At 65.8% G+C, this 25,515-nt stretch carries 22 protein-coding genes; 8 read left to right on the plus strand and 14 right to left on the minus strand.

The genetic code is table 11. The features are described 5' to 3' along the window. Positions 1 to 106 precede the first annotated feature (106 nt). A complete protein-coding gene (gene mfd / locus ACIGKL_RS03145; protein ID WP_397485255.1) occupies positions 107 to 3,568 on the plus strand; it encodes a transcription-repair coupling factor in 3,462 nt (1,153 codons plus the stop codon). A 14-nt stretch (positions 3,569 to 3,582) separates the two neighbouring features. Next, complete coding sequence (locus tag ACIGKL_RS03150; RefSeq protein WP_021444012.1) at positions 3,583 to 4,104, plus strand: CsiV family protein; 522 nt, start codon at positions 3,583 to 3,585, stop codon at positions 4,102 to 4,104. A gap of 60 nt (positions 4,105 to 4,164) precedes the next feature. Here the strand turns inward: ACIGKL_RS03150 and ACIGKL_RS03155 are convergent, their stop codons facing one another. From ACIGKL_RS03155 to ACIGKL_RS03170, 4 genes are read right to left on the minus strand one after another with little or no spacing between them, the layout of a single operon-like run. Then, positions 4,165 to 4,902: an S-methyl-5'-thioinosine phosphorylase gene (locus tag ACIGKL_RS03155; RefSeq protein WP_397485256.1), complete on the minus strand. Its 738-nt coding sequence runs from the start codon at positions 4,900 to 4,902 to the stop codon at positions 4,165 to 4,167. A gap of 10 nt (positions 4,903 to 4,912) precedes the next feature. Further along, the gene (gene nagZ / locus ACIGKL_RS03160; protein ID WP_397485257.1) at positions 4,913 to 5,911 is read right to left on the minus strand and encodes a beta-N-acetylhexosaminidase; all 999 of its coding nucleotides are present in this window, start codon (positions 5,909 to 5,911) and stop codon (positions 4,913 to 4,915) included. Positions 5,912 to 5,932: 21 nt separating this feature from the next. Beyond that, on the minus strand, positions 5,933 to 6,457 hold the full coding sequence (locus ACIGKL_RS03165; RefSeq protein ID WP_397485258.1) for a L,D-transpeptidase family protein: 525 nt from the start codon (positions 6,455 to 6,457) through the stop codon (positions 5,933 to 5,935). A 47-nt stretch (positions 6,458 to 6,504) separates the two neighbouring features. Further along, entirely contained in the window at positions 6,505 to 7,206 is a 702-nt protein-coding gene (locus ACIGKL_RS03170) for a TetR family transcriptional regulator (protein WP_397485259.1), read from the minus strand. Positions 7,207 to 7,433: 227 nt separating this feature from the next. On the opposite strand from ACIGKL_RS03170, the gene lexA reads away from it, so the two are divergent. Both lexA and sulA read left to right on the plus strand, forming a co-directional pair. Continuing rightward, the gene (lexA, locus tag ACIGKL_RS03175; protein ID WP_122107259.1) at positions 7,434 to 8,042 is read left to right on the plus strand and encodes a transcriptional repressor LexA; all 609 of its coding nucleotides are present in this window, start codon (positions 7,434 to 7,436) and stop codon (positions 8,040 to 8,042) included. A 10-nt stretch (positions 8,043 to 8,052) separates the two neighbouring features. Continuing rightward, complete coding sequence (sulA, locus tag ACIGKL_RS03180) at positions 8,053 to 8,526, plus strand: SOS-induced cell division inhibitor SulA (RefSeq protein ID WP_397485260.1); 474 nt, start codon at positions 8,053 to 8,055, stop codon at positions 8,524 to 8,526. Between the two features lie 180 nt (positions 8,527 to 8,706). On the opposite strand, the gene ACIGKL_RS03185 is transcribed toward sulA, so the two are convergent. The 6 genes from ACIGKL_RS03185 to fadB form a co-directional block, all read right to left on the minus strand. Beyond that, a complete protein-coding gene (locus tag ACIGKL_RS03185) occupies positions 8,707 to 8,943 on the minus strand; it encodes a hypothetical protein (protein WP_021444491.1) in 237 nt (78 codons plus the stop codon). 107 nt (positions 8,944 to 9,050) lie between these two features. Beyond that, the gene (locus tag ACIGKL_RS03190; protein ID WP_397486240.1) at positions 9,051 to 9,569 is read right to left on the minus strand and encodes a DUF6586 family protein; all 519 of its coding nucleotides are present in this window, start codon (positions 9,567 to 9,569) and stop codon (positions 9,051 to 9,053) included. A gap of 76 nt (positions 9,570 to 9,645) precedes the next feature. Continuing rightward, complete coding sequence (gene topA / locus ACIGKL_RS03195) at positions 9,646 to 12,252, minus strand: type I DNA topoisomerase (protein ID WP_397485261.1); 2,607 nt, start codon at positions 12,250 to 12,252, stop codon at positions 9,646 to 9,648. Positions 12,253 to 12,356: 104 nt separating this feature from the next. Next, positions 12,357 to 12,599 carry a DUF1653 domain-containing protein gene (locus ACIGKL_RS03200; protein ID WP_397485262.1) on the minus strand — a complete coding sequence of 81 codons (243 nt, stop codon included), beginning with the start codon at positions 12,597 to 12,599 and terminating at the stop codon, positions 12,357 to 12,359. Positions 12,600 to 12,673: 74 nt separating this feature from the next. Beyond that, the gene (gene fadA, locus ACIGKL_RS03205) at positions 12,674 to 13,849 is read right to left on the minus strand and encodes an acetyl-CoA C-acyltransferase FadA (protein ID WP_397485263.1); all 1,176 of its coding nucleotides are present in this window, start codon (positions 13,847 to 13,849) and stop codon (positions 12,674 to 12,676) included. 173 nt (positions 13,850 to 14,022) lie between these two features. Continuing rightward, positions 14,023 to 16,170 carry a fatty acid oxidation complex subunit alpha FadB gene (gene fadB / locus ACIGKL_RS03210; RefSeq protein ID WP_397485264.1) on the minus strand — a complete coding sequence of 716 codons (2,148 nt, stop codon included), beginning with the start codon at positions 16,168 to 16,170 and terminating at the stop codon, positions 14,023 to 14,025. 468 nt (positions 16,171 to 16,638) lie between these two features. Between fadB and ACIGKL_RS03215 the strand changes: the two genes are divergently transcribed. After that, positions 16,639 to 17,457 carry a hypothetical protein gene (locus ACIGKL_RS03215; protein WP_397485265.1) on the plus strand — a complete coding sequence of 273 codons (819 nt, stop codon included), beginning with the start codon at positions 16,639 to 16,641 and terminating at the stop codon, positions 17,455 to 17,457. Positions 17,458 to 17,642: 185 nt separating this feature from the next. Further along, positions 17,643 to 18,092 (plus strand): universal stress protein, encoded by a 450-nt coding sequence (locus ACIGKL_RS03220; RefSeq protein WP_397485266.1) that lies wholly within the window; start codon positions 17,643 to 17,645, stop codon positions 18,090 to 18,092. Positions 18,093 to 18,208: 116 nt separating this feature from the next. Here the strand turns inward: ACIGKL_RS03220 and ACIGKL_RS03225 are convergent, their stop codons facing one another. Beyond that, entirely contained in the window at positions 18,209 to 18,895 is a 687-nt protein-coding gene (locus tag ACIGKL_RS03225) for a DUF6901 family protein (protein WP_021444482.1), read from the minus strand. 18 nt (positions 18,896 to 18,913) lie between these two features. After that, positions 18,914 to 20,839, minus strand: coding sequence for an ATP-binding cassette domain-containing protein (locus tag ACIGKL_RS03230; protein WP_397485267.1), 1,926 nt, complete (start codon positions 20,837 to 20,839; stop codon positions 18,914 to 18,916). Positions 20,840 to 21,008: 169 nt separating this feature from the next. Here ACIGKL_RS03230 and ACIGKL_RS03235 point away from each other — a divergent pair, with 169 nt between their 5' ends. Further along, positions 21,009 to 22,937, plus strand: a complete 1,929-nt coding sequence (locus tag ACIGKL_RS03235; protein ID WP_397485268.1) for a transglycosylase SLT domain-containing protein — start codon at positions 21,009 to 21,011, stop codon at positions 22,935 to 22,937. A 136-nt stretch (positions 22,938 to 23,073) separates the two neighbouring features. Here ACIGKL_RS03235 and ACIGKL_RS03240 read toward each other — a convergent pair whose 3' ends face one another. After that, entirely contained in the window at positions 23,074 to 23,880 is an 807-nt protein-coding gene (locus ACIGKL_RS03240; protein WP_397485269.1) for an MOSC domain-containing protein, read from the minus strand. On the opposite strand from ACIGKL_RS03240, the gene ACIGKL_RS03245 reads away from it, so the two are divergent. Next, a complete protein-coding gene (locus tag ACIGKL_RS03245) occupies positions 23,879 to 24,364 on the plus strand; it encodes a DUF1499 domain-containing protein (RefSeq protein ID WP_397485270.1) in 486 nt (161 codons plus the stop codon). The genes ACIGKL_RS03240 and ACIGKL_RS03245 overlap by 2 nt on opposite strands. 146 nt (positions 24,365 to 24,510) lie before the next feature. Here ACIGKL_RS03245 and ACIGKL_RS03250 read toward each other — a convergent pair whose 3' ends face one another. Beyond that, positions 24,511 to 25,443, minus strand: coding sequence for a chemotaxis protein CheV (locus ACIGKL_RS03250; RefSeq protein ID WP_397485271.1), 933 nt, complete (start codon positions 25,441 to 25,443; stop codon positions 24,511 to 24,513). Between the last annotated feature and the right edge of the window lie 72 nt (positions 25,444 to 25,515).

Below are 25,515 nucleotides of genomic sequence, written 5' to 3' on the forward strand. Positions count from 1 at the left end.
TATGACGGCGCGCGCGGGCATGAGCAATGCGCGCCTGTCGCGACTGACATTGACCGCCAAGCCCCGCTACAATTCCCGGCCTTTTTGTCACGACCGTGAGCCGCCCGTGTCCGCAACGACCGCGTCCGTACTGCGTCTTCCGTCCCTGCCCGCCAGCGCCGGCAAACAGCAATGGGGCAATCTGCCCGGCGCCGCCCTGCCGCTGGCCATCGCCGAGGCCGCCAGTGCCGCCGGGCGCTTCACCCTGGTGCTCACCGAAGGCAGCCAGAGCGCCGAGCGCCTGCAGGAAGAACTGGCCTTCTTCGCCCCCGATCTTCCGGTGCTGCATTTCCCCGACTGGGAAACCCTGCCCTACGACGTCTTCTCGCCGCACCAGGACATCATCTCGCAGCGCATCGCCGCGCTCTATCGCCTGCCGCAGCTGACCCGCGGCATTCTGGTAGTGCCGATCACCACCGCCCTACACCGTCTGGCGCCGAAGCGCTTTCTGCTCGGCAGCAGCCTGGTGCTGGACGTCGGCCAGAAGCTCGACGTGGAGCAGATGCGCACGCGCCTGGAGGCGGCCGGCTACCGCTGCGTCGACACCGTCTACGAGCACGGCGAGTTCGCCGTGCGCGGCGCGCTGATCGACCTGTTCCCCATGGGCAGCGACACGCCCTACCGCATCGACCTGTTCGACGACGAGATCGAGACCCTGCGCACCTTCGACCCCGAGACCCAGCGCTCGGTGGACAAGGTCGAGTCGATCCGCCTGCTGCCGGCGCGCGAGTTTCCGCTGGAGAAGAAGGCCGTCAGCGACTTTCGCGGCCGCTTTCGCGAGCGCTTCGACGTGGATTTCCGCCGCTGCCCGATCTACCAGGACCTGTCGTCCGGCATCACCCCGGCCGGCATCGAGTACTACCTGCCGCTGTTCTTCGAAGAGACCGACACCTTGTTCGACTACCTGCCGGGCGACACCCAGGTGTTCTCCCTGCCCGGCATCGAGAAGGCCGCCGAGCACTTCTGGACCGACGCGCGCAACCGCTATGAGGATCGCCGCGTCGATCCGGAGCGCCCGCTGCTGCCGCCGGCCGACATCTTCCTGCCGGTGGAGGACTGCTTCGCCCGCCTGAAGAGCTGGCCGCGCATCGTCGCCAACCCCGAGGATATCGAGCCCGGCGTCGGCCAGACTCGCTTCGACGCGCGCGCCCTGCCCGACCTGGCGATCCAGGCCAAGGCCGGCGAACCGCTGGCGGCGCTGCGCCGTTTCATCGAGGAATATCAGGGGCGCGTGCTGTTCTGCGCCGAATCGGCCGGGCGCCGCGAGGTGCTGCTGGAACTGCTCGCCCGGCTCAAGCTCAAGCCGAAGGAAGTCGAGGGCTGGCCGGCCTTCGTCGCCAGCCACGAGCGTTTGGGCATCTGCATCGCCCCGCTGGACGAGGGCCTGCTGCTCGACGACCTGGCGTTGATCGCCGAGAGCCCGCTGTTCGGCCAGCGGGTGATGCAGCGCCGCCGCCGCGAGAAGGGTCGCGACGGCGGCGACAACGTGATCAAGAACCTCACCGAGCTGCGCGAAGGCGCGCCGGTGGTGCATATCGACCACGGCGTCGGCCGCTACCTGGGCCTGGTGACCATGGAGTTCGACGGCCAGGCCGCCGAGTTCCTTGCCCTGATGTACGCCGAGGAAGCCAAGCTCTACGTGCCGGTGGCCAGCCTGCACCTGATCGCCCGCTACACCGGCAGCGACGACGCCCTGGCACCGCTGCACCGCCTCGGTTCGGAGGTGTGGCAGAAGGCCAAGCGCAAGGCCGCCGAGCAGGTGCGCGACGTCGCCGCCGAACTGCTCGACATCTACGCCCGCCGCGCCGCCCGCGAAGGCTTCGCCTTCCAGGACCCGGCACTGGACTACGCCAGCTTCAGCGCCGGTTTCCCCTTCGAGGAAACCCCGGACCAGCAGGCCGCCATTGATGCCGTGCGCGCCGACATGCTGGCTGGCAAGCCGATGGATCGCCTGGTCTGCGGTGACGTCGGCTTCGGCAAGACCGAGGTGGCCATGCGCGCCGCCTTTATCGCCGTGCACAGCGGCAAGCAGGTCGCCGTGCTGGTGCCCACCACCCTGCTCGCCCAGCAGCACTACAACAGCTTCCGCGATCGTTTCGCCGACTGGCCGGTAAAGGTCGAGGTGATGAGCCGCTTCAAGAGCGCCAAGGAAGTCGAAGGCGCGGTGCAACAACTGGCCGAAGGCAAGGTGGATATCGTTATCGGCACCCACAAGCTGCTGCAGGACGACGTCAAGTTCCACAACCTGGGCCTGGTGATCATCGACGAGGAACACCGCTTCGGCGTGCGCCAGAAGGAACAGCTCAAGGCCCTGCGCAGCGAGGTGGATATCCTCACCCTCACCGCCACGCCGATTCCGCGCACCCTGAACATGGCGGTGGCCGGCATGCGCGACCTGTCGATCATCGCTACCCCGCCGGCGCGGCGTCTGTCGGTGCGCACCTTCGTCATGGAAAGCAACCAGCCGACCATCAAGGAAGCCCTGCTGCGCGAACTGCTGCGCGGCGGCCAGGTGTACTACCTGCACAACGACGTGAAGAGCATCGACAAGTGCGCCACCGACCTCGCCGAGCTGGTGCCGGAAGCGCGCATCGGTATCGGCCACGGGCAGATGCGCGAGCGCGAGCTGGAACAGGTGATGAGCGACTTCTACCACAAGCGCTTCAACGTGCTGGTGGCCTCGACCATCATCGAGACCGGTATCGACGTGCCCAGCGCCAACACCATCATCATCGACCGCGCCGACAAGTTCGGCCTGGCCCAGCTGCACCAGTTGCGTGGCCGCGTCGGCCGCAGCCACCACCAAGCCTATGCCTACCTGCTCACCCCGCCACGCAAGCAGATGACCGACGACGCGCAGAAGCGCCTGGAGGCCATCAGCAATGCCCAGGACCTCGGTGCCGGCTTCGTCCTGGCCACCCACGACCTGGAGATCCGCGGCGCCGGCGAGCTGCTCGGCGACGGCCAGAGCGGGCAGATCCAGGCGGTCGGCTTCACCCTCTATATGGAAATGCTCGAACGCGCGGTCAAGGCCATCCAGAAAGGCGAGCAGCCCAACCTCGACCAGCCGCTGGGCGGCGGCCCGGAGATCAACCTGCGCGTACCGGCGCTGATCCCCGAGGACTACCTGCCCGACGTGCACAGCCGCCTGATCCTCTACAAGCGCATCGCCAACGCCACCGACGAAGACGGCCTGAAGGAGCTGCAGGTGGAGATGATCGACCGCTTCGGCCTGCTGCCGGAGCCGACCAAGCACCTGATGCGCCTGACCCTGCTCAAGCTGCAGGCCGACCAGCTGGGCATCGTCAAGATCGACGCCGGGCCGCAGGGCGGGCGCATCGAGTTCGCCGCCGAGACCTGCGTCGACCCGCTGACCCTGATCAAGCTGATCCAGGCGCAGCCCAAACGCTACAAATTCGAAGGCGCCACGCAGTTCAAGATCCAGGTGCCGATGGAGCGCGCCGAAGAGCGCTTCAACACCCTGGAGGCCCTGCTCGAACGCTTGGCCCCGCAAGCCTCATCCACCTGAAGGACAAACCGCCCATGCGCCTCTTGCACCTGATCCCCCTGTTGCTCTGCCTGCTGGCCCCGAGCGCCTTCGCCGAACGCCTCTATCAGGTCGAACTGCTGGTGTTCCGCCAGGCCGGCGACCCCGTCGTCGCGCCCAAGATCGCCCCCGACGACTGGGCCGGCAGCGCCCTGCCGATCGCCGGCAACGAACGCCCCACGGCGCTGGACAACGAGGCGGCCAAGCTCAACCCCGGCAACGGCTACCAGTTGCTGCTGCACAAGGCCTGGAGCCAGAGCATCGGCAGCAGCCCGAGCCGCGTCGCGGTGAGCAGCGGCGAGGCGCAGTTCGGCCACCACCCGGTCGAAGGCACGCTGAGCTTCACCCAGGAACGCTTCGCCGACCTGGAGCTGGAACTGTGGATCAACCAGTTCAGCGCCGACGGCCTGCTCGATGCCAGCGAGCACCTGAAGATCGCCCAGCGCCTGAAGGACAACAGCCTGACCTACCTGGATCACGGCAGCCTTGGGGCACTGATCCGCATCAGCCCGCTCTGAGGGGAACCTCATGCAAAAAGGGCCGCTAAGCGGCCCTTTTCGTTATCCGGGGAATCGGGCTCAGCCCGCCAACACCCGCGCCAGCACCGACTTGACCGTGCCCATGCCCTGCTCCAGCACCCGCTCGATCTCGGCCATGGTGATCAGCGCGCTGGACTTGCCCGCCGCCGGGTTGACCACCAGCGCCAGGCAGGCGTAAGGCAGCGCCAGCTCGCGCGCCAGCACCGCCTCGGGCATGCCGGTCATACCCACCAGGTCGCAACCGTCGCGCTCCATGCGGGCGATTTCCGCGGCCGTCTCCAGGCGCGGGCCCTGGGTGCAGCCATAGACCCCGTGATCGCTGAACGCGGCGCGCTCGGCGCGCAGCGCCGCCACCAGCCGCTCACGCAGCTGAACATCGTAAGGCTGAGTGAAATCGACGTGGGTGACGTGCTCAAGCTCGCCCTCATAGAAGGTGTGGGCGCGCCCCGCGGTGTAATCGATGAGCTGGTGTGGCACGCAGAAATGCCCGGTGGCCATGGCCGCATGGATGCCGCCGACCGCATTGACCGCGAGGATCGCCTTGGCCCCGGCCTGCTTCAGCGCCCACAGGTTGGCGCGGTAGTTGACCTGATGCGGCGGAATACGGTGCGGCTGGCCATGCCGAGCGAGAAACAGCACCTCGCGCCCGGCGTAGTCGCCGCGCAGCACATCGGCCGACGGCGCGCCGTAGGGCGTATCCAGCGGCAATGCTTCGCGGATGGTCAGGCCTTCGAGCTGGGTCAGGCCGGTGCCGCCGATAATCGCGTAGACAGTCATAGGCAGATCCTCAGTCAAGCAACTGGGCGGCTCGCAGGGCCGCCACAGCAGTCAGCCAGCGTGGCGCCTGGCGGTATTCGGTACTGGCGTGTACACGCCCGCGCATCCGCGCCAGGCGCGCCGGCGGCGTCACCTGCCGGCGTTGCAGGGTCGTCAGCGCCATCTCGGCGGCGGCGCGGTCGTTGCACACCAGGCCCATATCGCAACCGGCGCCGAGCGCCGCCTCGATGCGCTGGCCGGCATCGCCGACCACATGGGCACCGGCCATGGACAGGTCGTCGCTGAAGATCACCCCGTCGAAGCCCAGCTCGCCGCGCAGGATGTCCTGCAGCCAGCGCCGCGAGAAGCCGGCCGGCTGCGCGTCGACCTGCGGGTAGATGACGTGCGCCGGCATCACCGCATCCAGCTCGCCGGCCAACAGTTTGAACGGCTGCAGGTCGCAGGCACGAATTTCATCGAGGCTGCGCTCGTCCAGCGGAATCGCCACATGGGAATCGGCCTCGGCCCAGCCGTGCCCGGGAAAATGCTTGCCGGTGGCGGCCATACCGGCCTCGCGCATGCCGCGGATAAAGGCGCCGGCCAGGCGCGCGGCGCGCTGCGGATCGCCCTCGAAGGCGCGACTGCCGACCACCGCGCTACGTTGGTGATCGAGGTCCAGCACTGGGGCGAAACTCAGGTCCAGGCCCACCGCCAACACCTCGGTGGCCATCAACCAGCCGCAGTGCTCGGCCAGAATCTCGGCGTTGTCGTTGTCGGCGATGGCGCGCATCGCCGGCAGACGCAGAAAACCCTGGCGCAGGCGCTGCACCCGACCGCCTTCCTGATCCACCGCCAGCAGCAGATCCGGACGCAGGGCGCGGATGCTCTGGCACAGCTCGCGCACCTGGCGCGGCGATTCGATATTGCGGGCAAAGATGATCAGCCCGCCCACCTCGGGCTGGCGCAGCAGCTGGCGATCCTCGGCGGTCAGCCAGGTGCCGGCGATGTCCAGCATCAGAGAGCCTTGCATGGGTGTCGTCACATAAAATCCTTAGCGAAGATCCGCCCCGGCCCACTGCGGGCAGGGCGCCTCGTCGATCCTGACCGGGCAGTGCGGTGCCACCCGATCGAACAGGGCCAGCATGTCGGCGTTGCGCAGGCGCACGCAGCCATGCGAGAGCGGCACGCCCATGGGTTCGCTGTCGGGCGTGCCATGCAGGTAAATATAGCGGCGAAAACTGTCCACCTGGCCAGAACGATTGCGTCCCGGCTCCAGGCCGCTGAGCCAGAGGATGCGAGTGAGAATCCAGTCGCGCCCGGGAAACTGCTCGTGCAGCGTCGGCGACCAGACCTCGCCGGTCCAGCGCCGGCCGCGCAACACCGCGCCCAGCGGCAGGCCGGCGCCGATCTTCGCCCGCACCTGGTGCAGGCCGCGCGGCGTGCAGCCGGAGCCGTTGCGCTCCCCCGCCCCGTTCAGCGCGGTGGAAACCGGCAGGCGCAGCACCAGCTGTCCCGCACGGAAAGCGTACAGGGCCTGATCGGCGATAGAGATATACAGCAGGTCGAGATCGAACATGGGCGGCTAGCTTAGCCGAAGGCCAAGGCCGCGCCCACCCGCAGACGTCAAACCTTTACCGGCGCGCTCTTGCTGCGCGGCTTGAGCTGCGCGGCAGCCAGCGCCGGGTCGTTGACCCCGGTCTCGGAACGCATGCCGGCGGCGAGGAACGGCACCATCATGCGCATCACCTGCTCGATCGAGGTGTTGACGCCGAAATCGGTCTCGGCCATGGCCCGCAGCGCCTTGATCCCGGACATGCTGAAGGCAGCGGCGCCGAGCATGAAATGCACGCGCCAGAACAGCTCCAGCGGCGGGATACGCGGCGCCGCCTCGTGCACCAGCAGCATGTAACGGCGGAACACCTTGCCGTACACCTCTTCCAGGTACTTGCGCAGGTGGCCTTGGCTCTGGCTGAAGGCCAGGCCGAGCAGACGCATGAAGATCGACAGGTCGTTGCCGCTGCGCGGCTTGACCGCCAGGGCCTGCTCGACCAGCAGTTCGAGCAGCTCTTCGAGGCTGGCCGGGGTATCGGCCTTGGCCTGGCGACGATCCAGCTCCTTCTCCAGGCTGGCGCAGAAGGGCCCGAGGAAACGCGAGAAGACCGCCTGGATCAGCGCCTTCTTGGAGCCGAAGTGATAGTTCACCGCCGCCAGGTTGACCCCGGCCTTGCTGGTGATCAGACGCAACGAGGTTTCGGCGAAGCCTTTTTCCGCGAACAGCTGTTCCGCAGCATCGAGAATGCGTTCAACGGTTTCCGACTGGGCCATGAGCTATCACCTGACAAACACTTGTTTGAAACATACGTTTCAGCCCACTGCATTGTCAAGCCGCACGAGCCGTCTTTTGGCCAGCCGGTCACAGCTTACAACAAGCACAGACGCAGGTTGCTCGTCGCAGGTTACAGGGCGGCCGGCGGGTAGGCGAAATTGTGCGTTGCCAAGCCGGCCTTACTGTATATAATCCCAGTCACTGTATAAAAAGACAGAGCGCCGCCATGCTGAAACTGACGCCACGCCAAGCCGAGATTCTCGCCTTCATCAAACGCTGCCTGGAAGACAACGGCTACCCGCCCACCCGCGCGGAAATCGCCCAGGAACTCGGTTTCAAATCGCCCAACGCCGCCGAGGAACACCTCAAGGCCCTGGCTCGCAAGGGCGCCATCGAAATGACCCCGGGTGCCTCGCGCGGCATCCGCATCCCCGGCTTCGAGCCGAGCAACGAGGACGAAGGCCTGCCGGTCATCGGCCGGGTCGCCGCCGGTGCGCCGATTCTCGCCCAGCAGCATGTCGAGGAATCCTGCCAGATCAACCCGGCCTTCTTCCAACCCAAGGCCGACTACCTGCTGCGCGTGCGCGGCATGAGCATGAAGGACATCGGCATCTTCGACGGCGACCTGCTGGCGGTGCACACCACCCGCGAGGCGCGCAACGGCCAGATCGTGGTGGCGCGGCTGGACGACGAAGTCACGGTCAAGCGCTTCAAGCGCGAAGGCAACAAGGTCTGGCTGATCGCCGAGAACCCTGAGTTCGCGCCGATCGAAGTGGATCTGGAACACCAGGATCTGGTCATCGAAGGTTTGAGCGTCGGCGTGATCCGCCGCTAGAGGAGGCTCCATGCAAGTGCAGCAGTCATTCGAGCGCCCGCAACTTCCCCTGTTCGACGTCTTTCTGGCCGGCGCGTCCGCCGACGCGCTGTTGGACGCTGAAATCCCCTCTCCCGCCGAAGAAGAGCGGGCCTTCAGCGAATTGGTCCTGCGCGGCGCCGCCGGTCACTGCTTGCACCTGCTGGCGCCGATCCTGCGCGAGCTGAGCGAGAATCTCGATGCCCGCTGGCTGACCCTGGTGGCGCCGCCGGCCAGCCTGACCCAGTCCTGGCTGCGCGAAGCCGGGTTGAACCGCGAACGCATCCTGCTGTTGCAACCACGCCGCGGCCAGAGCGCCGTGGAGCTGGCCGAGGAGGCGCTCAGGCTGGGCCGCAGCCATACCGTGGTGAGCTGGCTGCACCCGCTCGAACGCGGCACGCGCCGCCGCCTGGCTCAAGCCGCCGAGATCGGCGCAGCGCAGAGCCTGAATATCAGCCTGGGCTAGATCGCAGGGCACCGTTTCCGCAGCCTCGGCGCCAAGCCACCTCGTAGCCCGGATGCAATCCGGGGCCAGATACCGCCATTGGACCCCGGATTACATCCGGGCTACGGCTTGGTGCAGATTGCAACCAACGAAAACGGGGCTCCCTTGGAGCCCCGTTTTGCTTGCCGCGCCGCGGAAAATTCAGTGCAGCACCCGCGGCCCTTCGTCCTCGGCGCTGTAGTCGCCTTCGGCCAGGCGTCCGGCCATCTGCACCCCGACATTGAGCATGGCCTTGGCCACCTCGACGTGCTGGCCCTGCAGGAAGGCCTTGGCATCGGCGGAGAAATCCAGGGTCACCAGGGCCTCCTCGTCTTCCGCACGACGCAGGGCGATACGCCCATCGGGCAGTTCGACGATTTCCAGAAAGGATGTAGGCATGGTTCAGGTTCTCCACGAAAGGCCGGCATTGTACCAGCCGACCGGGCATGACCCCAGCCCGCCGATCCAGATGACGACAGATAAGCCCCAGACGGAGCCGGCGCGACTCAGCACTCGCTGAGCGATTCGCGAAAGCGCAGCACCAGCTCCTTGAGCTGCTGACGCCAGGCCTCGAGGGTTTCCGGCGCCAGCTCGGCCGCCTCGTCCTCGACGCTGAGTGCGGTGATCAACGGCAGGCCGGGATCGACCTTGGCCTTCTTCTCGCCCTGCGGCGGCCGGAACAGCTCGGCATAGGCCGCCAACAGCTGTGCCAGCCAGGTTTCCGGCTGTTGCGCCAACTCCACCAGCTCGGCCAGTTCCGGGCTCGGCGCGCTGTCGAGCACCGCGCGAGTGAGCAGGAGCTCGGCGCGCGGCTGGGCACTATCAGCCATGCGGTAATAGCCGGCAATCTCGTGGCACAGTCCGAGCAACCCGCCGTAGAGGTGGAACAGGGCCGCCTCGCGCTCGGCCTGCACCAGCGCCTGGGCGTTGAACGCACTCTCCGCCTGCGCCTTACGCCAGGCGTCCAGGGCCAGGCCGGCGAAGAAGATCTTCTGGTTGGTGCGGGTATAGAGCTCTTTGGCCATCGGGGCGATCTCCACTGCGGATCGGGCCATGATACGCGCGCCGGCCTCGACCGGCGCGCACCTCGTCAGGACAGGCTCAGCGCTTGTCTTCGACCTTCCACTTGCCGCCGTCGAAGAAGGCGCGCCAGCCGGTGGGCTTGCCGTCCACCTCGGACTGCACGTACTGCTCCTTGGTCTTGCGGCTGTAGCGGATCACCGCCGGACGGCCATCCGGGTCCTTGGCCGGAGCGGCCAGCAGGAAGTGGTACTTGGGATCGATCTCGCTCTTGTGCGGAATCAGCTCCAGCACCAGCGGCGCGCGGGTCTCGCGATTCTTGGGGAAGCCGCTGGCGGCGAGGAACAGGCCGGAGGCGCCGTCGCGCAGCACGTAGGTGTCGTCCACCTTCTCGCACTTGAGCTCGGGCATCTTCACCGGGTCCATCTTCGGCGGCGCCGCCTCGCCGTTCTTCAACAGCTTGCGGGTGTTCTTGCAGCTGGCGTTGGTGCAGCCGAAGAACTTGCCGAAACGGCCGGTCTTGAGCTGCATCTGGCTGCCGCACTTGTCGCACTCCAGGCTCGGCCCTTCGTAGCCCTTGATGCGGTACTGGCCCTGCTCGATCTCGTAACCGGCGCAATCGGGGTTGTTGCCGCAGATATGCAGCTTGCGCGTCTCGTCCAGCAGGTAGGCGTCCATCGCCGTGCTGCAGATCGGGCAGCGGTGCTTGCCGAGCAGCACCAGGGATTCGGATTCGCCCTCGTCGTCCGCGGCGATCTCGTCGCCCGGCACCAGGTTGATGGTGGCCTTGCAACGCTCCTTCGGCGGCAGGCTGTAGCCGGAGCAGCCGAGGAACACGCCGGTGGAGGCGGTACGAATCATCATCGGCCGGCCGCATTCGCGGCAGGGGATGTCGGTGGTGGTCGGCTGGTTGGCGCGCATGCCGCCCTCGCCCGCCTCGGCCACCTCGAGCTTCTTCTTGAAGTCGCCGTAGAACTCGTCGAGCAGATGCTTCCACTCGCGCTCGCCCTGGGCCACGTCGTCGAGATGCTCTTCCATGGCGGCGGTGAAGCCGTAGTCCATCAGGTTGGCGAAGCTCTCGTCGAGGCGCTCGGTGACGATGTCGCCCATCTTCTCGGCATAGAAGCGGCGGTTATGCACCGTGACGTAGCCACGCTCCTGGATGGTGGAGATGATCGCCGCGTAGGTGGACGGGCGGCCGATGCCGCGCTTTTCCAGCTCCTTGACCAGGCTGGCTTCGGAATAGCGCGCCGGCGGCTTGGTGAAGTGCTGGCTGGGGTCGAGCTGGATCAGCTTGAGGCCCTCGCCTTCCTTCATTTCCGGCAGGACGTCGTCCTCGCCCGGCTTGCTCTGCTGCGGCAGCACGCGGGTGTAACCGTCGAACTTGAGGATGCGGCCCTTGGCACGCAGCTCGAAGGCGCCGGCGGCCACGGTGACGCTGGTGGACAGGTATTCGGCCGGCGGCATCTGGCAGGCGACGAACTGGCGCCAGATCAGGTCGTACAGGCGCTCGGCGTCGCGTTCCATACCGGACAGCTGGGTCGGGCGCAGGTTGACGTCGGACGGACGAATCGCTTCGTGCGCCTCCTGAGCGCCTTCCTTGCTCGAATAGAGGTTGGGCTTGCCCGGCAGGTACTTGTCGCCGTACTCGCTGCCAATAAAGCCGCGCACCATCTCCACGGCGTCGGCCGACAGGTTGGTCGAGTCGGTACGCATATAGGTGATGTAGCCGGCCTCGTAGAGACGCTGGGCCATCATCATGGTCTTCTTCACGCCGAAGCCCAGGCGGTTGCTCGCCGCCTGCTGCAGGGTGGAGGTGATAAAGGGCGCCGACGGCTTGCTGCTGGTCGGCCGGTCTTCGCGCTTGACCACGCTGTAGCTGGAGGCCTTGAGCTTGTCCAGCGCGGCCATGGCCTGCGCTTCGTTGACCGGTTTGAAGGCATTGCCGTTCTCGCGCACCACCTCGAAACGCACCTGGGCGTTCTTCGCCGTGCCGAGGTCGGCGTGCACTTCCCAGTATTCTTCCGGGACGAAGGCGCGAATCTCTTTCTCGCGCGCTACCACCAGCTTCACCGCCACCGACTGCACGCGACCGGCGGACAGGCCGCGGGCGATCTTGCTCCACAGCAGCGGCGAGACCATGTAGCCGACCACGCGGTCGAGGAAACGCCGCGCCTGCTGGGCGTTGACGCGGTTGATGTCCAGCTCGCCGGGCTTGGAGAAGGCTTCCTGAATCGCCTTCTTGGTGATTTCGTTGAACACCACGCGCTTGTAGCGAGCGTCGTCGCCGCCGATGGATTCGCGCAGGTGCCAGGCGATGGCCTCCCCTTCGCGGTCCAAGTCGGTTGCGAGATAGATGGTGTCAGCATCCTTGGCCAGGCGGCGCAGTTCCTCGATCACCTTTTCCTTGCCGGGCAGGATCTCGTACTTGGCCTTCCAACCGTGCTCGGGGTCGACGCCCATGCGCGCGAACAGCTGGCGCTTGGCTTTTTCCTTGGGCGACAGCGCAGGCGCCTCACTGGCAGCCTTGCCGCGCTTGGCAGGCTCCTTGGTGGCGCTTGCCGAGCCGCTGGTAGGCAGGTCACGGATGTGGCCGATGCTCGACTTCACCACGTACTGGCTGCCCAGGTACTTGTTGATGGTCTTGGCCTTGGCCGGGGATTCCACGATGACCAGCGATTTGCCCATGGATCAGAAGATTCCTGAATTGCGAAATATAGAAGGCTGGGAGCCTTGAGGCCCCGCTATATATAGTGGCGACCGAGCGAAGGTCAAGCGCAGGGGCTGCGCACTCAGACTGGCGCAGCGCCAATCGGGCTGACTTCGGCCCGAATCAAAGCAAAGCGCGGAACGCGCTTGCCGTCCACCTCGACCTCTTCGCAGAACATGCTCAACGGCCGCACCCACAGGCCGAATTCGCCGTACAGGGCCTGGTAGACCACCACTTCTTCCTCGCTCTCGGAATGGCGCGCCACACCGAATACGCGGTACTGTGGGCCCTTGTAGTGGCGATAGAGTCCTGGCTGCAACTGCATGAGAGGTTCCCGAAATAAAAAGCCGTAAAAAGCAAAACCGGGGCACTGGGCCCCGGTTTCGTGTCCGCTGACGCTTAAACGCGCTCGAAGACGGTGGTGATGCCTTGGCCAAGGCCCACGCACATGGTGGAGACACCGAAGGTGCCGCCGTTCTGCTTCATGACGTTGAGCAGGGTACCGGAGATACGGGCACCGGAACAACCGAAGGGGTGACCCAGGGCGATGGCGCCGCCGTGCAGGTTGACCTTCTCTTCCATCTTGTCGAGCAGCTTGAGGTCCTTCAGCACCGGCAGGGCCTGGGCGGCGAAGGCTTCATTGAGTTCGACGAAATCGATGTCGGCCATGCTCAGGCCAGCGCGCTTGAGCGCCTTCTGGGTGGACGGCACCGGGCCATAACCCATGATCGCCGGATCGACGCCGGCCACGGCCATGGCGCGCACCACGGCCATCGGCTGGATGCCCAGATCCTGAGCACGCTGGGCGCTCATGACGATCATGCAGGAAGCGCCGTCGGTGATCTGCGAGGAAGTACCCGCGGTCACGGTGCCGCCTTTCGGGTTGAACGCCGGCTTCAGCGCAGCCAGGCTCTCCAGGGTGGTTTCCGGACGAATGGTTTCGTCGAAGTCGTACACCTTGAGGAAGCCGTTCTCGTCGTAGCCCTGCATCGGGATGATTTCATCCTTGAACTTGCCTTCGACGGTGGCCTTGTGCGCCAGACGGTGCGAACGCTCACCGAAGGCGTCCTGCTGCTCGCGGCTGATGCCATGCATCTTGCCGAGCATTTCTGCAGTCAGACCCATCATGCCGGACGCCTTGGCGGCATACAGCGACAGGTGCGGGTTCGGGTCGACGCCGTGCATCATGCCGACGTGGCCCATGTGCTCCACACCGCCGACGACGAACACGTCGCCGTTGCCGGTCTGGATCGCCTGCACGGCGGTGTGCAGCGCGCTCATGGACGAACCGCACAGACGGCTGACGGTCTGGCCGGCGCTGGTGTGCGGGATCTGGGTCATCAGCGACGCCATGCGCGCGATGTTCCAGCCCTGCTCCAGGGTCTGGTTGACGCAGCCCCAGATCACGTCCTCGACTTCTGCCGGGTCCAGCTTGGTGTTGCGTGCCAGCACGCCGCTGATCAGGTGCGCCGACATGGTCTCGGCGCGGGTGTTGCGGTGCATGCCGCCCTTGGAACGACCCATCGGGGTACGACCGAAGTCGACGATCACTGCATCTCTAGGATTCAGGCTCATATATTCACTCTCACTCTAGTCGTTGCGCGCTACAGGCTGGTGAAAAACTGACTGCGTTGCCATTGCTGCGTTAGAAACAGGCTCAAAATGCTCATCTACAACACGTAAACTCCGCTTTTTCGCCTGTTTCTGCCTTGCACTGGCTGCCTCGTCCACGTTTTTCAAACAGCCTGTTAACCGAAGAACTTCTGGCCCTTGGCGGCCATTTCGCGAAGCTTGGCGGTCGGGTGGTACAGCGCGCCCAGGTCGGCGTACTTGTCGGCCAGGGCGACGAACTCGGCGACACCGATGGAATCGATGTAACGCAGCGCACCGCCACGGAAGGGAGGGAAGCCGATACCGTAGATCAGGCCCATGTCGGCCTCGGCTGCGGTGTCGACGATGCCGTCTTCCAGGCAACGAACGGTTTCCATGCACAGCGGGATCATCATGAAGTTGATGATGTCCTCGTCGGTGACTTCACGCTCTTCGACCACGATGGACTTGAGCAACTCGTAAGCCGCCGGGTCGGAGACCTTCTTCGGCTTGCCGCGCTTGTCGGTCTCGTAGGCGTAGAAGCCCTTGCCGTTCTTCTGGCCCAGGCGGTTGGCTTCGTACATCACGTCGACGGCGGTCTTGCCTTCCACGGCCATGCGGTCCGGGAAGCCTTCGGCCATCACGTCACGGCCATGATGGCCGGTGTCGATGCCGACCACGTCGGAGAGGTAGGCCGGGCCCATGGGCCAGCCGAACTTCTCCATCACCTTGTCGATGCGCACGAAGTCGACGCCGAAGCCCAGCAGCTTGGAGAAGCCGCCGAAGTACGGGAACAGCACGCGGTTAACCAGAAAGCCCGGGCAGTCGTTGACCACGATCGGGTTCTTGCCCATTTTCTTGGCGTAGGCCACGGTGGTGGCCACGGCCACTTCGCTGGACTTCTCGCCACGGATGACTTCCACCAGCGGCATCATGTGCACCGGGTTGAAGAAGTGCATGCCGACGAAGTTTTCCGGGCGCTTGAGCGCCTGGGCCAGCAGGCTGATGGAGATGGTCGAGGTGTTGGAGGCCAGGATGGCGTCTTCACGCACCGCGTCTTCCACCTCGGCCAGCACGATCTGCTTGACCTTGGGGTTCTCGACCACGGCTTCGACGACGATGTCGACGTTGCCGAAATCGCCGTAGGACATGGTCGGACGGATGGCGTTGAGCGCCTCGGCCATCTTCGCCGGGGTCATGCGACCCTTCTCGACGCGCTTGCCGAGCAGTTTGGAGGCCTCGGTCAAGCCCATCTGGATACCCTCTTCGCGGATATCCTTCATCAGGATCGGGGTGCCCTTGGAGGCCGACTGGTAGGCGATGCCGCCGCCCATGATGCCGGCGCCGAGTACGGCGGCCAGTTTCACGTCGCGGGCGATCTCGTCGTGGTGCTTGGCCTTCTTCTTCAGTTCCTGGTCATTCAGGAACAGGCCGATCAGGCTCTCGGCGACAGAGGTCTTGGCCAGCTTGACGAAGCCGGCGGCCTCGACTTCCAGCGCCTTGTCGCGGCCGAAGTTAGCGGCCTTCTGGATGGTCTTGATCGCCTCGACCGGGGCCGGGTAGTTCGGGCCGGCCTGGCCTGCGACGAAGCCCTTGGCGGTCTCGAAGCACATCATCTGCTCGATGGCGTTGAGCTTGAGCTTTTCCAGCTTGGGCTGACGCTTGGCCTTGTAGTCCAGCTCGCCGGAGATGGCGCGCTTGACCAGGTCCAGCGCGGCGTCGCGAAGCTTGGCGGGCGCGACGACGGCATCGACGGCGCCTACCTTGAGGGCGTCGGCAGCCTTGTTTTCCTTACCGGAGGCGATCCACTCCACGGCGTTGTCGGTACCGATCACGCGCGGCAGGCGCACGGTGCCGCCGAAGCCCGGGTAGATGCCCAGCTTGACTTCCGGCAGACCGATCTTGGCGGTCTCGCTCATCACACGGTAGTCGCCGGCCAGGCACATCTCGAAACCGCCGCCCAGGGCGATGCCGTTGATGGCGACCACGGTGGGAACGGCGAGGTCTTCGAAATCGCTGAAGATCTTGTTGGCTTCCAGGTTGCCAGCCACCAGCTCTGCGTCGGGCAGTTTGAAGTTGTCGACGAATTCGGTGATATCGGCACCGACGATGAACACGTCCTTGCCACTGGTGACAATCACGCCCTTGATCGAACCGTCGGCCTTGATCGCGTCGACGGAGGCGCGCAGCTCGTTGAGGGTAAGACGGTTGAATTTGTTGACGGACTCACCCTTGAGGTCGAAATTCAATTCGACGATGCCGCTCTCAAGAGCCTTAACCGTGATGGCTTTACCTTCGTAAATCATCAACTGATCTCCACGGTATGGAAGCTGAACAGTACACATCGGAGCCAACCGGCAGGCCAGCCCGCGGCAACGCCGCACGAGCATAGCCCCAATCGGTACGACACACCCGCCGACGCGATATTCGGGCTGTCATGGCGCGCCTGACCAGGCAAACGCTCAATTCATACGCCCGTTTGATTTGGGTGTGCACACCTTCGGGGAAAAGCCGGCGCTTGTCAATTGGCCTTCTTGCGCGGCGCGTGCATCCCCAGCGCAAACCCAGGCCTGCCGCGGCCTGCGCCAGCACCGATAAACGCCATAGATAACGCACCATTGCCGCACTTCAAGGTGTCCCGGCGGCCAGCCGCCTGCGCCTAGCCAAATCCTTGCGCGGCAGGTACAGTCGTCTCACTTTCGGCTGGCACAGCGCCATCCGGCTGCATTACAACAACAAATCGAGCCCCACGACGGGCCGCACGGAGTCCCCCAATGTCGAGCCGCCGTCCGCTGGCATTTTCCCTGAGCGCCCTGCTCGTCTTTCTCTTCGCCTTCGTCTCGCCATCCCTGCTGGCCGCACCGACCGACGATCTGCTGCGCCTGCACCAGCTGCGCCTGGCGACGCAGAAGAGCCTCGGCGACTTCTATATGTACAACGGCATGGAAGGCGACCAGCGCTACGCACGGATGATCGGCGAGTCGCTACAGGAGGCCCAGGCCCATCTGGATACCCTCGGCGAGATGCCCGGCGAGGGCGCCAAGGCCCTGCGCAGCCAGTGGCAGGGCGAATGGCAGGGCTACCGCGACGGCCTGCAGGCGCTGATGGAGGCCATGCGCAGCCAGGGCTACACCGACCTGCAGCCGGTCGCCGACCTGGCCGACAGCAACCAGCGGCTGATGGCCATTGCCCAGGAGCTGTACCAGAAAATCCAGCAGGAAAGCGGCTACAGCGTACCGCCCCTGACTCAGCAGAGCCGCGAGCAGAGCCTGCTGATGCAGGGCATCGCCCTGGACTACGCCTCGCGCAGCGCCTCGATCGGCGGCAGTTTCTTCGGCGGCGGCGAGGAGCGCGCCATCGACGAGTTGGTCGGCGAGTTCGCCAGCAAGCTTGACGGGCTCAATCGCGCCCAGCAAAACACCCCGGAGATCAGCGCAGCTCTCGGCAGTATCGGCACCAAATGGCGCTATATCGAGAAATCCCTGCTGAACTACAACGAGAACAGCGTGCCCTTTCTGGTCAGCAAGTATTCCGACAGCATCATCGAAGGCCTGGAAGGCGTAGCCGCCCAGTACGCCGCCAACCAGCACTGATGCCACAGTTTTTCCGGCCTGCCTGGCCCGATTCAGGCCCGGTGCTCGCACCGGGCTTTTCTTTGTCCGCCCTCAGCCGGCACCCTGCCCGCCAGGCAAGGTCGTAACAATAAGCGGCCGCTTATCGGGCGCAATGGGGCCATACTTGCTGCAGAGCCATTCGTACCCTTAAGGAGGAGTTCACCATGCCCTACCAGCATATTCTGGTCGCCGTCGACCTGACCGAGGAATGCGACCCCGTGGTGGTTCGCGCACAGAAGCTGGCCAAGGCCAGCGGCGCCAAGATGTCCCTGGTGCATATAGTCGAGCCGATGGCCATGGCCTTCGGCGGCGACGTGCCGATGGACCTGTCGATGCTGCAGCAGCAGCAATTCGAGCAGGCGCGCGAACGCCTGAACAGCTTTACCGGCAAGTACCCGGAACTGACCGCGGATCAGCGCCATCTGGCCTACGGCCAGCCGCGCCAGGAAATTCATCGTCTGGCCGAGGAACAGGGCTGCGACCTGATCGTGGTCGGCAGCCACGGCCGCCACGGTTTGGCGCTACTGCTCGGCTCCACCGCCAACGACGTGCTGCACGGCGCGCCCTGCGACGTGCTCGCGGTGCGCCTGAAGAAAGGCGAAAAAGGCGCTTAAGCGTAGGGTGCGCCATGCGCACCGGGATTGCCTCGGTTGCGGCGGTGCGCACGGCGCACCCTACGAAGCGCTGCACCCGATAGGGTGCATGCGCCCCCACCCAGACCGCAGGTGCCTTATTCGAACGACTCGCCCGCGCTCATCACCAGTGGGCGGATCTTCTGCAGCTGAGTCTCCAGCGACACCGTCATGCTCGACGACATGGAGAAGAAGGTGAGGAAGGCCTTGAGGTTGGAATCGCCGTCGCAGGTGTCGTGGATGCGCTGCCAGAACGCCTGATTGACCAGCTTGAGCTGCTGGAACAGGCGCACCAGGCCCTTGAGCTCCCAGTCCGCCAGGCGCCCCTCGCGCATGTTGAAGTACTGCCGCGCCAGGTACAGCGACACCGCGCGCAGGATGAACTCCTGGTTGCTGGCGAACGGCAGGTGGTTCTGCGCCATGGGCTTGAGCCGCGCCAGCACCGGGCAGGCGCTGGTGGCCATGATCACCCCGAGCAGCGCGCGCAAGCCCTCTTCCAGGCCGACCTGCTTGGTGTACTCGCGCTCCGGCGTGCGCACCCATACGCTGGCCTTCTTGAACGCCGGCAGGCCGCGGAAATCCTCGATCACCCGGTGCAGGTCGACCGCCGCCGGGCAATGGCTGAACTGCTCGCGACTGAGCGGGCAGTTGCTGCACTGTTGGTGCCCCAAGCGGGTCCAGGCCGGGGCCTGCTGCGCCTGGGCAGGGTCGTATTCGCGGTTCAGCTCGATCCGATAGCTGAACTGATGATTGTCGTCGAGGGTGATGCGGTACTCGATGGCCATGCCTGTGCGTTCCTTCGTTCAGCCTTCCAGCTCTGCCCAGCGCTCGAGCAACTTGTCCAAGTCCTTCTGCAAGTCGTCGAGGCGCGCCAATACTTCCGTGGTGACCTGCACCGGCTGCTGGTAGAAGCCCGGATCGGCGATCCGCTCCTGCAGCCCGGCCATTTCCTGCTCCAGGGCATCGATCTGCCCGGGAATCGCTTCCAGCTCGCGCTGCAGCTTGTAGCTGAGCTTCTTCTTCGTCGGCTCAGCGCTCTCCTGCACCGACGCGACCGCCGCCGGGGCCGGCGCCTCGACTATGGCAGTGGCCAGCTCGGCCTTGCCCGACTTGCTCTCGCCGACGCCGAGCAGACGCGGCGAACCGCCCTGGCGCAGCCAGTCCTGATAGCCGCCGACGTATTCGCGCACCTTGCCTTCGCCCTCGAACACCAGGGTGCTGGTGACCACGTTATCGAGGAAGGCCCGATCGTGGCTGACCATCAGCACGGTGCCGGGGAAGCCCAGCAGCACTTCTTCGAGCAGTTCCAGGGTTTCCACGTCCAGGTCGTTGGTCGGTTCGTCCAGCACCAGCAGGTTGGCCGGCTTGCTGAACAGCTTGGCCAGCAACAGTCGTGCCCGTTCGCCGCCGGACAGCGCCTTGACTGGCGTGCGTGCGCGCTGCGGGCTGAACAGGAAGTCGCCCAGGTAGCTCAACACGTGGCGATTCTGGCCATCGATACTGATGAAATCGCGGCCTTCGGCGACGTTGTCGATCACGGTTTTTTCCGGCTCGAGCTGGTGACGCAATTGGTCGAAATACGCCACTTCCAGTTTGGTGCCGACCTCGATGCTGCCGCTGCTGGGTTGCAGGTCGCCGAGCAGCAGCTTGAGCAGGGTGGTCTTGCCGGTGCCATTGGCGCCAAGCAGGCCGATGCGGTCGCCGCGCTGCAGCACCATGGAGAAATCCTTGACCAGGAAGGGCCCGCCGGCATGGGCGAAACCGACGTTTTCCGCCACCATCACCTGCTTGCCGGACTTGTCGGCGGTTTCCAGGGCGATGCTCGCCTTGCCCTGACGCTCGCGGCGTTCTGCGCGCTCGGCACGCATCGCCTTGAGCGCGCGCACGCGACCCTCGTTGCGGGTGCGACGGGCCTTGATGCCCTGGCGAATCCACACCTCTTCCTGGGCCAGGCGCTTGTCGAACAGCGCGTTGGCGGTCTCTTCGGCCGCCAGTTGCTGCTCCTTGTGCACCAGGAAGCTGGCGTAGTCGCCGTTCCAGTCGATCAGGCCGCCGCGGTCCAGTTCGAGGATGCGCGTGGCCAGGTTCTGCAGGAAGGAACGGTCGTGGGTGATGAACAGCACCGCGCCGCCAAAATCCTTCAGCGCCTCTTCCAACCAGGCGATGGCGCCGATGTCCAGGTGGTTGGTCGGCTCGTCGAGCAGCAGCAGATCCGGCTCGGAAACCAGCGCCTGGGCCAGCAGCACGCGCCGGCGCCAGCCACCGGAGAGTTCGGCCAGGGTCTTGTCGGCCGGCAGTTGCAGGCGGCTCAGGGTGCTGTCGACCAGTTGCTGCAGGCGCCAGCCGTCTTTGGCTTCCAGCTCCTGCTGCACGTGCATCAGTTGCTCGAGATCGTCATCGCCGTGGATGTTCTGCGCCAGATGGTGATAGCGCGCCAGCAGCTCGCCGACCCCGGCCAGGCCCTCGGCCACCACGTCGAACACCGTGCGCTCGTCGGCGCGCGGCAGCTCCTGCGGCAGCTCGCCGATCTTCAGCCCCGGCGCCCGCCAGATTTCGCCGTCGTCGGCCATCTGCTCGCCCTTGACCAGCTTGAGCATGCTCGACTTGCCGGTACCGTTGCGACCGATGATGCACACCCGCTCGCCCCGTGCGATCTGCCAGGACACCCCGTCGAGCAGGGGCATGGCGCCATAGGCGAGGGATACATCGGCGAACTTGAGCAGGGTCATGGGCTTCTCCAGAAACAGGCGGCGCATTCTACCCGAGTTGGCCGGCGCTCTGTTGCCACATATGTCCGCCGAGCGCGCCGGCATTCACCGCGCCCCGGCGAACGGCTAAGCTAGAGCCATGCAACGAACGGAACCCGTTGCCCCCTCACCTGCTTGCCCTGGAAATGCCATGCGCGGTCGTCTTCTTTCTGTAGTTTCCTGCCTGATCCTCACCACTGCCGGCCTGGCCAGCGCCGAAGCCGCCAACCTGGCGCAACAGCGCCAGTACTACGACGAGGCCAAGCGCGCCCTGGCCAAGGGCGACAGCGGTCCCTACCGCCGCTACCAGGCCGCGCTGCGCGACTACCCGCTGACGCCCTACCTGGCCTACGACGAGCTGACTCACCGGCTCAAGTCGGCGAGCAACGCCGAGATCGAGAAATTCCTCGCCGAGCATGGCGACCTGCCCCAGGCCAGCTGGATGAAACTGCGCTGGCTGCGCTGGCTGGCCGAACGCGGCGACTGGCAGCCCTTCCTCGCCCACTACGACCCGGCGCTCAACTTCACCGAGCTGGATTGCCTCTATGGCCAATACCAGCTGAGCCACGGCCTGAGCGCCGAAGGCAATGCCACCGCGGAGAAGTTGTGGCTGGTGGGCAAGTCGCAGCCCAATGCCTGCGACCCGCTGTTCGCGCGCTGGGCGGCAGCCGGCCAGCTCACCGAACAACACCGCTGGCAACGCACCAAGCTGGCGGTGGAAGCCGGCAACTACGGCCTGGCCAACCACCTGAGCAAGAGCATGCCGACCCTCGGCGCGCGCGCCAAGCTGCTGGTCGAGGTGGCGCAGAAGCCGCAGCTGCTCAAGCAGACCGCGCGTTTCGCCCCGGCCGACGCCGCCATGGCCGACGTGGTCGGCCTCGGCCTGCGCCGCCTGGCCCGGCAAAGCCCCGAGGACGCCCTGAACCTGCTCGACAGCTACGCCCAGCGCATGCAGTTCTCCCAGGACGAACAGGTGGCCATCGCCCGGCAGATCGGCCTGACCCTGGCCAAGCGCTTCGACATGCGCGGCCTGCAGGTGATGGCCAAGTACGACCCGGAGCTGCGCGACAACACCGTCAGCGAGTGGCGCGCCCGCCTGCTGCTGCGTCACGGCCGCTGGGACGAGGCTCATCAGCTGACCCAGCGCATGCCGGCCGAGCTGGCCAGCAGCAACCGCTGGCGCTACTGGAACGCGCGCAGCCTGCAGCTGGCACAACCGAACAGCCAGCAGCCGGCCGTGCTCTACCAGGCCCTGGCCAAGGAGCGCGACTTCTACGGTTTCATGGCCGCCGATCAGGTCAAGGCGCCCTACCAGCTGAACAACAAGCCGCTGGCGCTCGATCCGAAGACGGTGCAGAAGGTGCGCAACACCGCCGGCATCCGCCGCGCCCTGGAATTCCACGATCGCGGCCAGATCGTCGACGGCCGCCGCGAGTGGTACCACGTCAGCCGCCTGTTCAGCCGCGACGAACTGGTGGCGCAGGCCCGCCTAGCCTACGAGATGCAGTGGTATTTCCCGGCCATCCGCACCATCAGCCAGGCGCAGTACTGGGACGACCTGGAGGTGCGCTTCCCCATGGCCCACCGCGACCAACTGGTGCGCGAGGCCAAGCGCCGCGAGCTGCATTCGAGCTGGGTGTTCGCCGTCACCCGCCAGGAAAGCGCGTTCATGGCCGACGCCCGCTCCCACGTCGGCGCCATGGGCCTGATGCAACTGATGCCGGCCACCGCCAAGGAAACCGCGCGCAAGTTCGGCATCCCCCTGGCCTCGCCGCAGCAGGCACTCAACCCCGACGTCAATATCCAGCTCGGCGCCGCCTACCTGAGCCAGGTATACGGCCAGTTCAACGGCAACCGCGTGCTCGCCTCGGCCGCCTACAACGCCGGCCCCGGCCGCGTGCGCCAGTGGCTACGCGGCGCCGACCACCTGAGCTACGACGTCTGGGTGGAGAACATCCCGTTCGACGAAACCCGCCAGTACGTGCAGAACGTGCTGTCCTACTCGGTGATCTACGGTCAGAAGCTCGACGCGCCGCACCCGCTGGTAGCCTGGCACGAGCGCTATTTCGACGATCAATGAAGCAGCTGCAAGCTAGAAGCTGCAAGAAGACCACGCGGAGAACTCCGCTCTAGCTTGTAGCTTGTAGCTTGTAGCTTGGCTTGTGGCTTGTGGCTTGTGGCTTGTGGCTTGTGGCTTGTGGCTTGTGGCTTGTGGCTTACTCCAGCACCTCGACCGGCATCCCGACCTGCAATTCGCCGACGCCGCGCGGCAGCAGGTTCTGCCCGAAGTACACCTGGCCGTCGCGCTCGCGGTAGGTCTTCAGCGTGGCCAGCGGCTCGCGGTCGGCGCTGCGCTCGCCGGTCTGCGGATCCACCGTGGTGAGGATGCAACGCGAGCAGCCCTTGGCCACCTCGAATTCCACCGCGCCGATACGGATGCGCTTCCACTCGTCCTCGGCGTAGGCTGCGCTGCCGGTAACCACCAGGTTGGGGCGAAAACGCAGCATCGACAGCGGCCGGCCGACCCGCGCCGCCAGGTCGTCCAGCGACGCCTGGCCGATCAGCAGCAGCGGAAAACCGTCGGCGAAAGCGACCCGGTCGCCCGCCTGGGCGTAGGCGGTGTCGACCTGGCGCGTGCGCGCCTCCGGCACCTGCACCAATCGGCAAGCCCGGCCCAGCAGCGCGCTGAGCCAATCGGCGGCCGCATCGCCGGCATCCGGCACGCGCAGGCTGTCCTTCCAGACCGTCACCCCACGCAGGTCCTGCTCGGGGTCGGGCAGCGCCACGGCCAGGTCGGCGCAGCCCGGCGCGCTCAGGGTGAGGCCGCCGCGGGCGTCGTACAGGGCGCCGAGCTGGCTCATCTGCGGCAGCAGGCGCTGGGTGATAAAGCGCCCGCTCTCAGCTTCGACTACCATCCAGCGACGGTCGCCATGCAGGCCCAGGCCGTCCACGGCGCTGCGCTGCAGCACTTCGCCGCGGCCGGATTTGAGCGGATAGCGGTACAACTGCGAGAGACTCAACATGCGCCAGCTTCCTGTTTCGCAAAACGCCCTTATACGAGTTGCCGGCGGCGCTCACAAGTCCGCCGCCGCGATCCTCCTGGCGGCGGTGCTGGGCGGCTGCAGCGGCAGCCCGTCGAGCGAGCTGGGGGTGCGCGACGGTCGCCTGGCGCCCTGCCCGGCCTCGCCCAACTGCGTCAACAGCCAGGCCAGCGACGAGCAACATGCCATAGCGCCGCTGACGCTGCGCGGCAGCCCGGAGGAAACCCGAAGGCGCCTGCTGCAGCTGTTGGCGGACGAGCCGCGGGTACGCCTGGTGGTGCAGGAGGACGACTATCTGCGCGCGGAATTCACCAGCCGGGTGCTGCGCTTCGTCGACGACGTCGAGTTTCTCATCGAGCCGAAGGCGGTGCAGGTGCGCTCCGCCTCGCGCCTGGGGCATTCGGATCTGGGGGTCAACCGCGAGCGGGTGGAGCATTTGCGCCAGCGCCTGGCGCAACAGCCCTAGAACCTATTCACGATCTGCTGCGCGTCGGCCCTACTGCGTTAAAAACAGGCTCGGACTGCTCATTTACAACTCGTAAACTCCGCGTCCTCGCCTGTTTTTGCCTTGTATGGCTCTAGCTCGCGAGACCGTGCACAGGTTCGTAGGTTTCAGCTCGGCTCGTCCAGCGCCAGGCGCTGGCGGATCACATCCACCAGCTTGTCCGGCTGGAACTTGGAGAGGAAGTTGTCGCAGCCGACCTTCTTCACCATGGCATCGTTGAAGCTGCCCGACAGCGAGGTGTGCAGCACCACGTGAAGGTCGCGCAGGCGCGGGTCGTTGCGGATCTCGCTGGTCAGGCGGTAGCCGTCCATTTCCGGCATTTCCGCGTCGGTGAAGATCATCAGCAGCTTGTCGGTCATCACCTCGCCGCTGTCGGCCCACTTCTTCAGCAGGTTCAGCGCCTTGAGGCCGTCGCTGGCCATATGCATGCGGATGCCCAGCTGCGACAGGGTATCGCGCAGCTGGCTCAGGGCCACGCTGGAGTCGTCCACCAGCAGCACCTCGCGACCGCGGGCCTTCTCCAGCAGCGGGTCGGCGAGCTTCTCGGCGGAGACCCTGGTGCTCATCGGCACGATCTCGGCCAGCACCTTCTCCACGTCGATGACCTCGACGATCTGCTCCTCGACCTTGGTGATGGCGGTCAGGTAGTGCTGGCGCCCGGCGCCACCGGGCGGCGGCTGGATCGACTCCCAGTTGAGGTTGAGGATGCGGTCGACGCTGCCGACCAGGAAGGCCTGCACCGAACGGTTGTACTCGGTGACGATGATGGTGCTGCGCTCGTCCGGCACCAGCGGACGCATACCGATGGCCTGGGACAGGTCGATCACCGGCAGGGTCTGGCCGCGCAGGTTGACCACGCCGCAGACGAAGGGGTGGCGCTGCGGCATCAGGGTCAGCTTGGGCAGCTGCAGCACCTCCTGCACCTTGAACACGTTGATCGCGAACAGCTGGCGCCCGGCCAGGCGGAACATGAGGATTTCCAGGCGGTTCTCACCGACCAGCTGGGTGCGTTGATCTACTGAATCGAGGATGCCGGCCATTGCGCGCTCCTGAGGGGTTAAGGCGAGTCTAGCGTCAGGTTATCGGCCGCGCGCGCTGCCGCTGAAGCGCTG

The organism is Pseudomonas sp. NPDC077186 (genome assembly GCF_044543505.1).
Taxonomy (GTDB): domain Bacteria; phylum Pseudomonadota; class Gammaproteobacteria; order Pseudomonadales; family Pseudomonadaceae; genus Aquipseudomonas.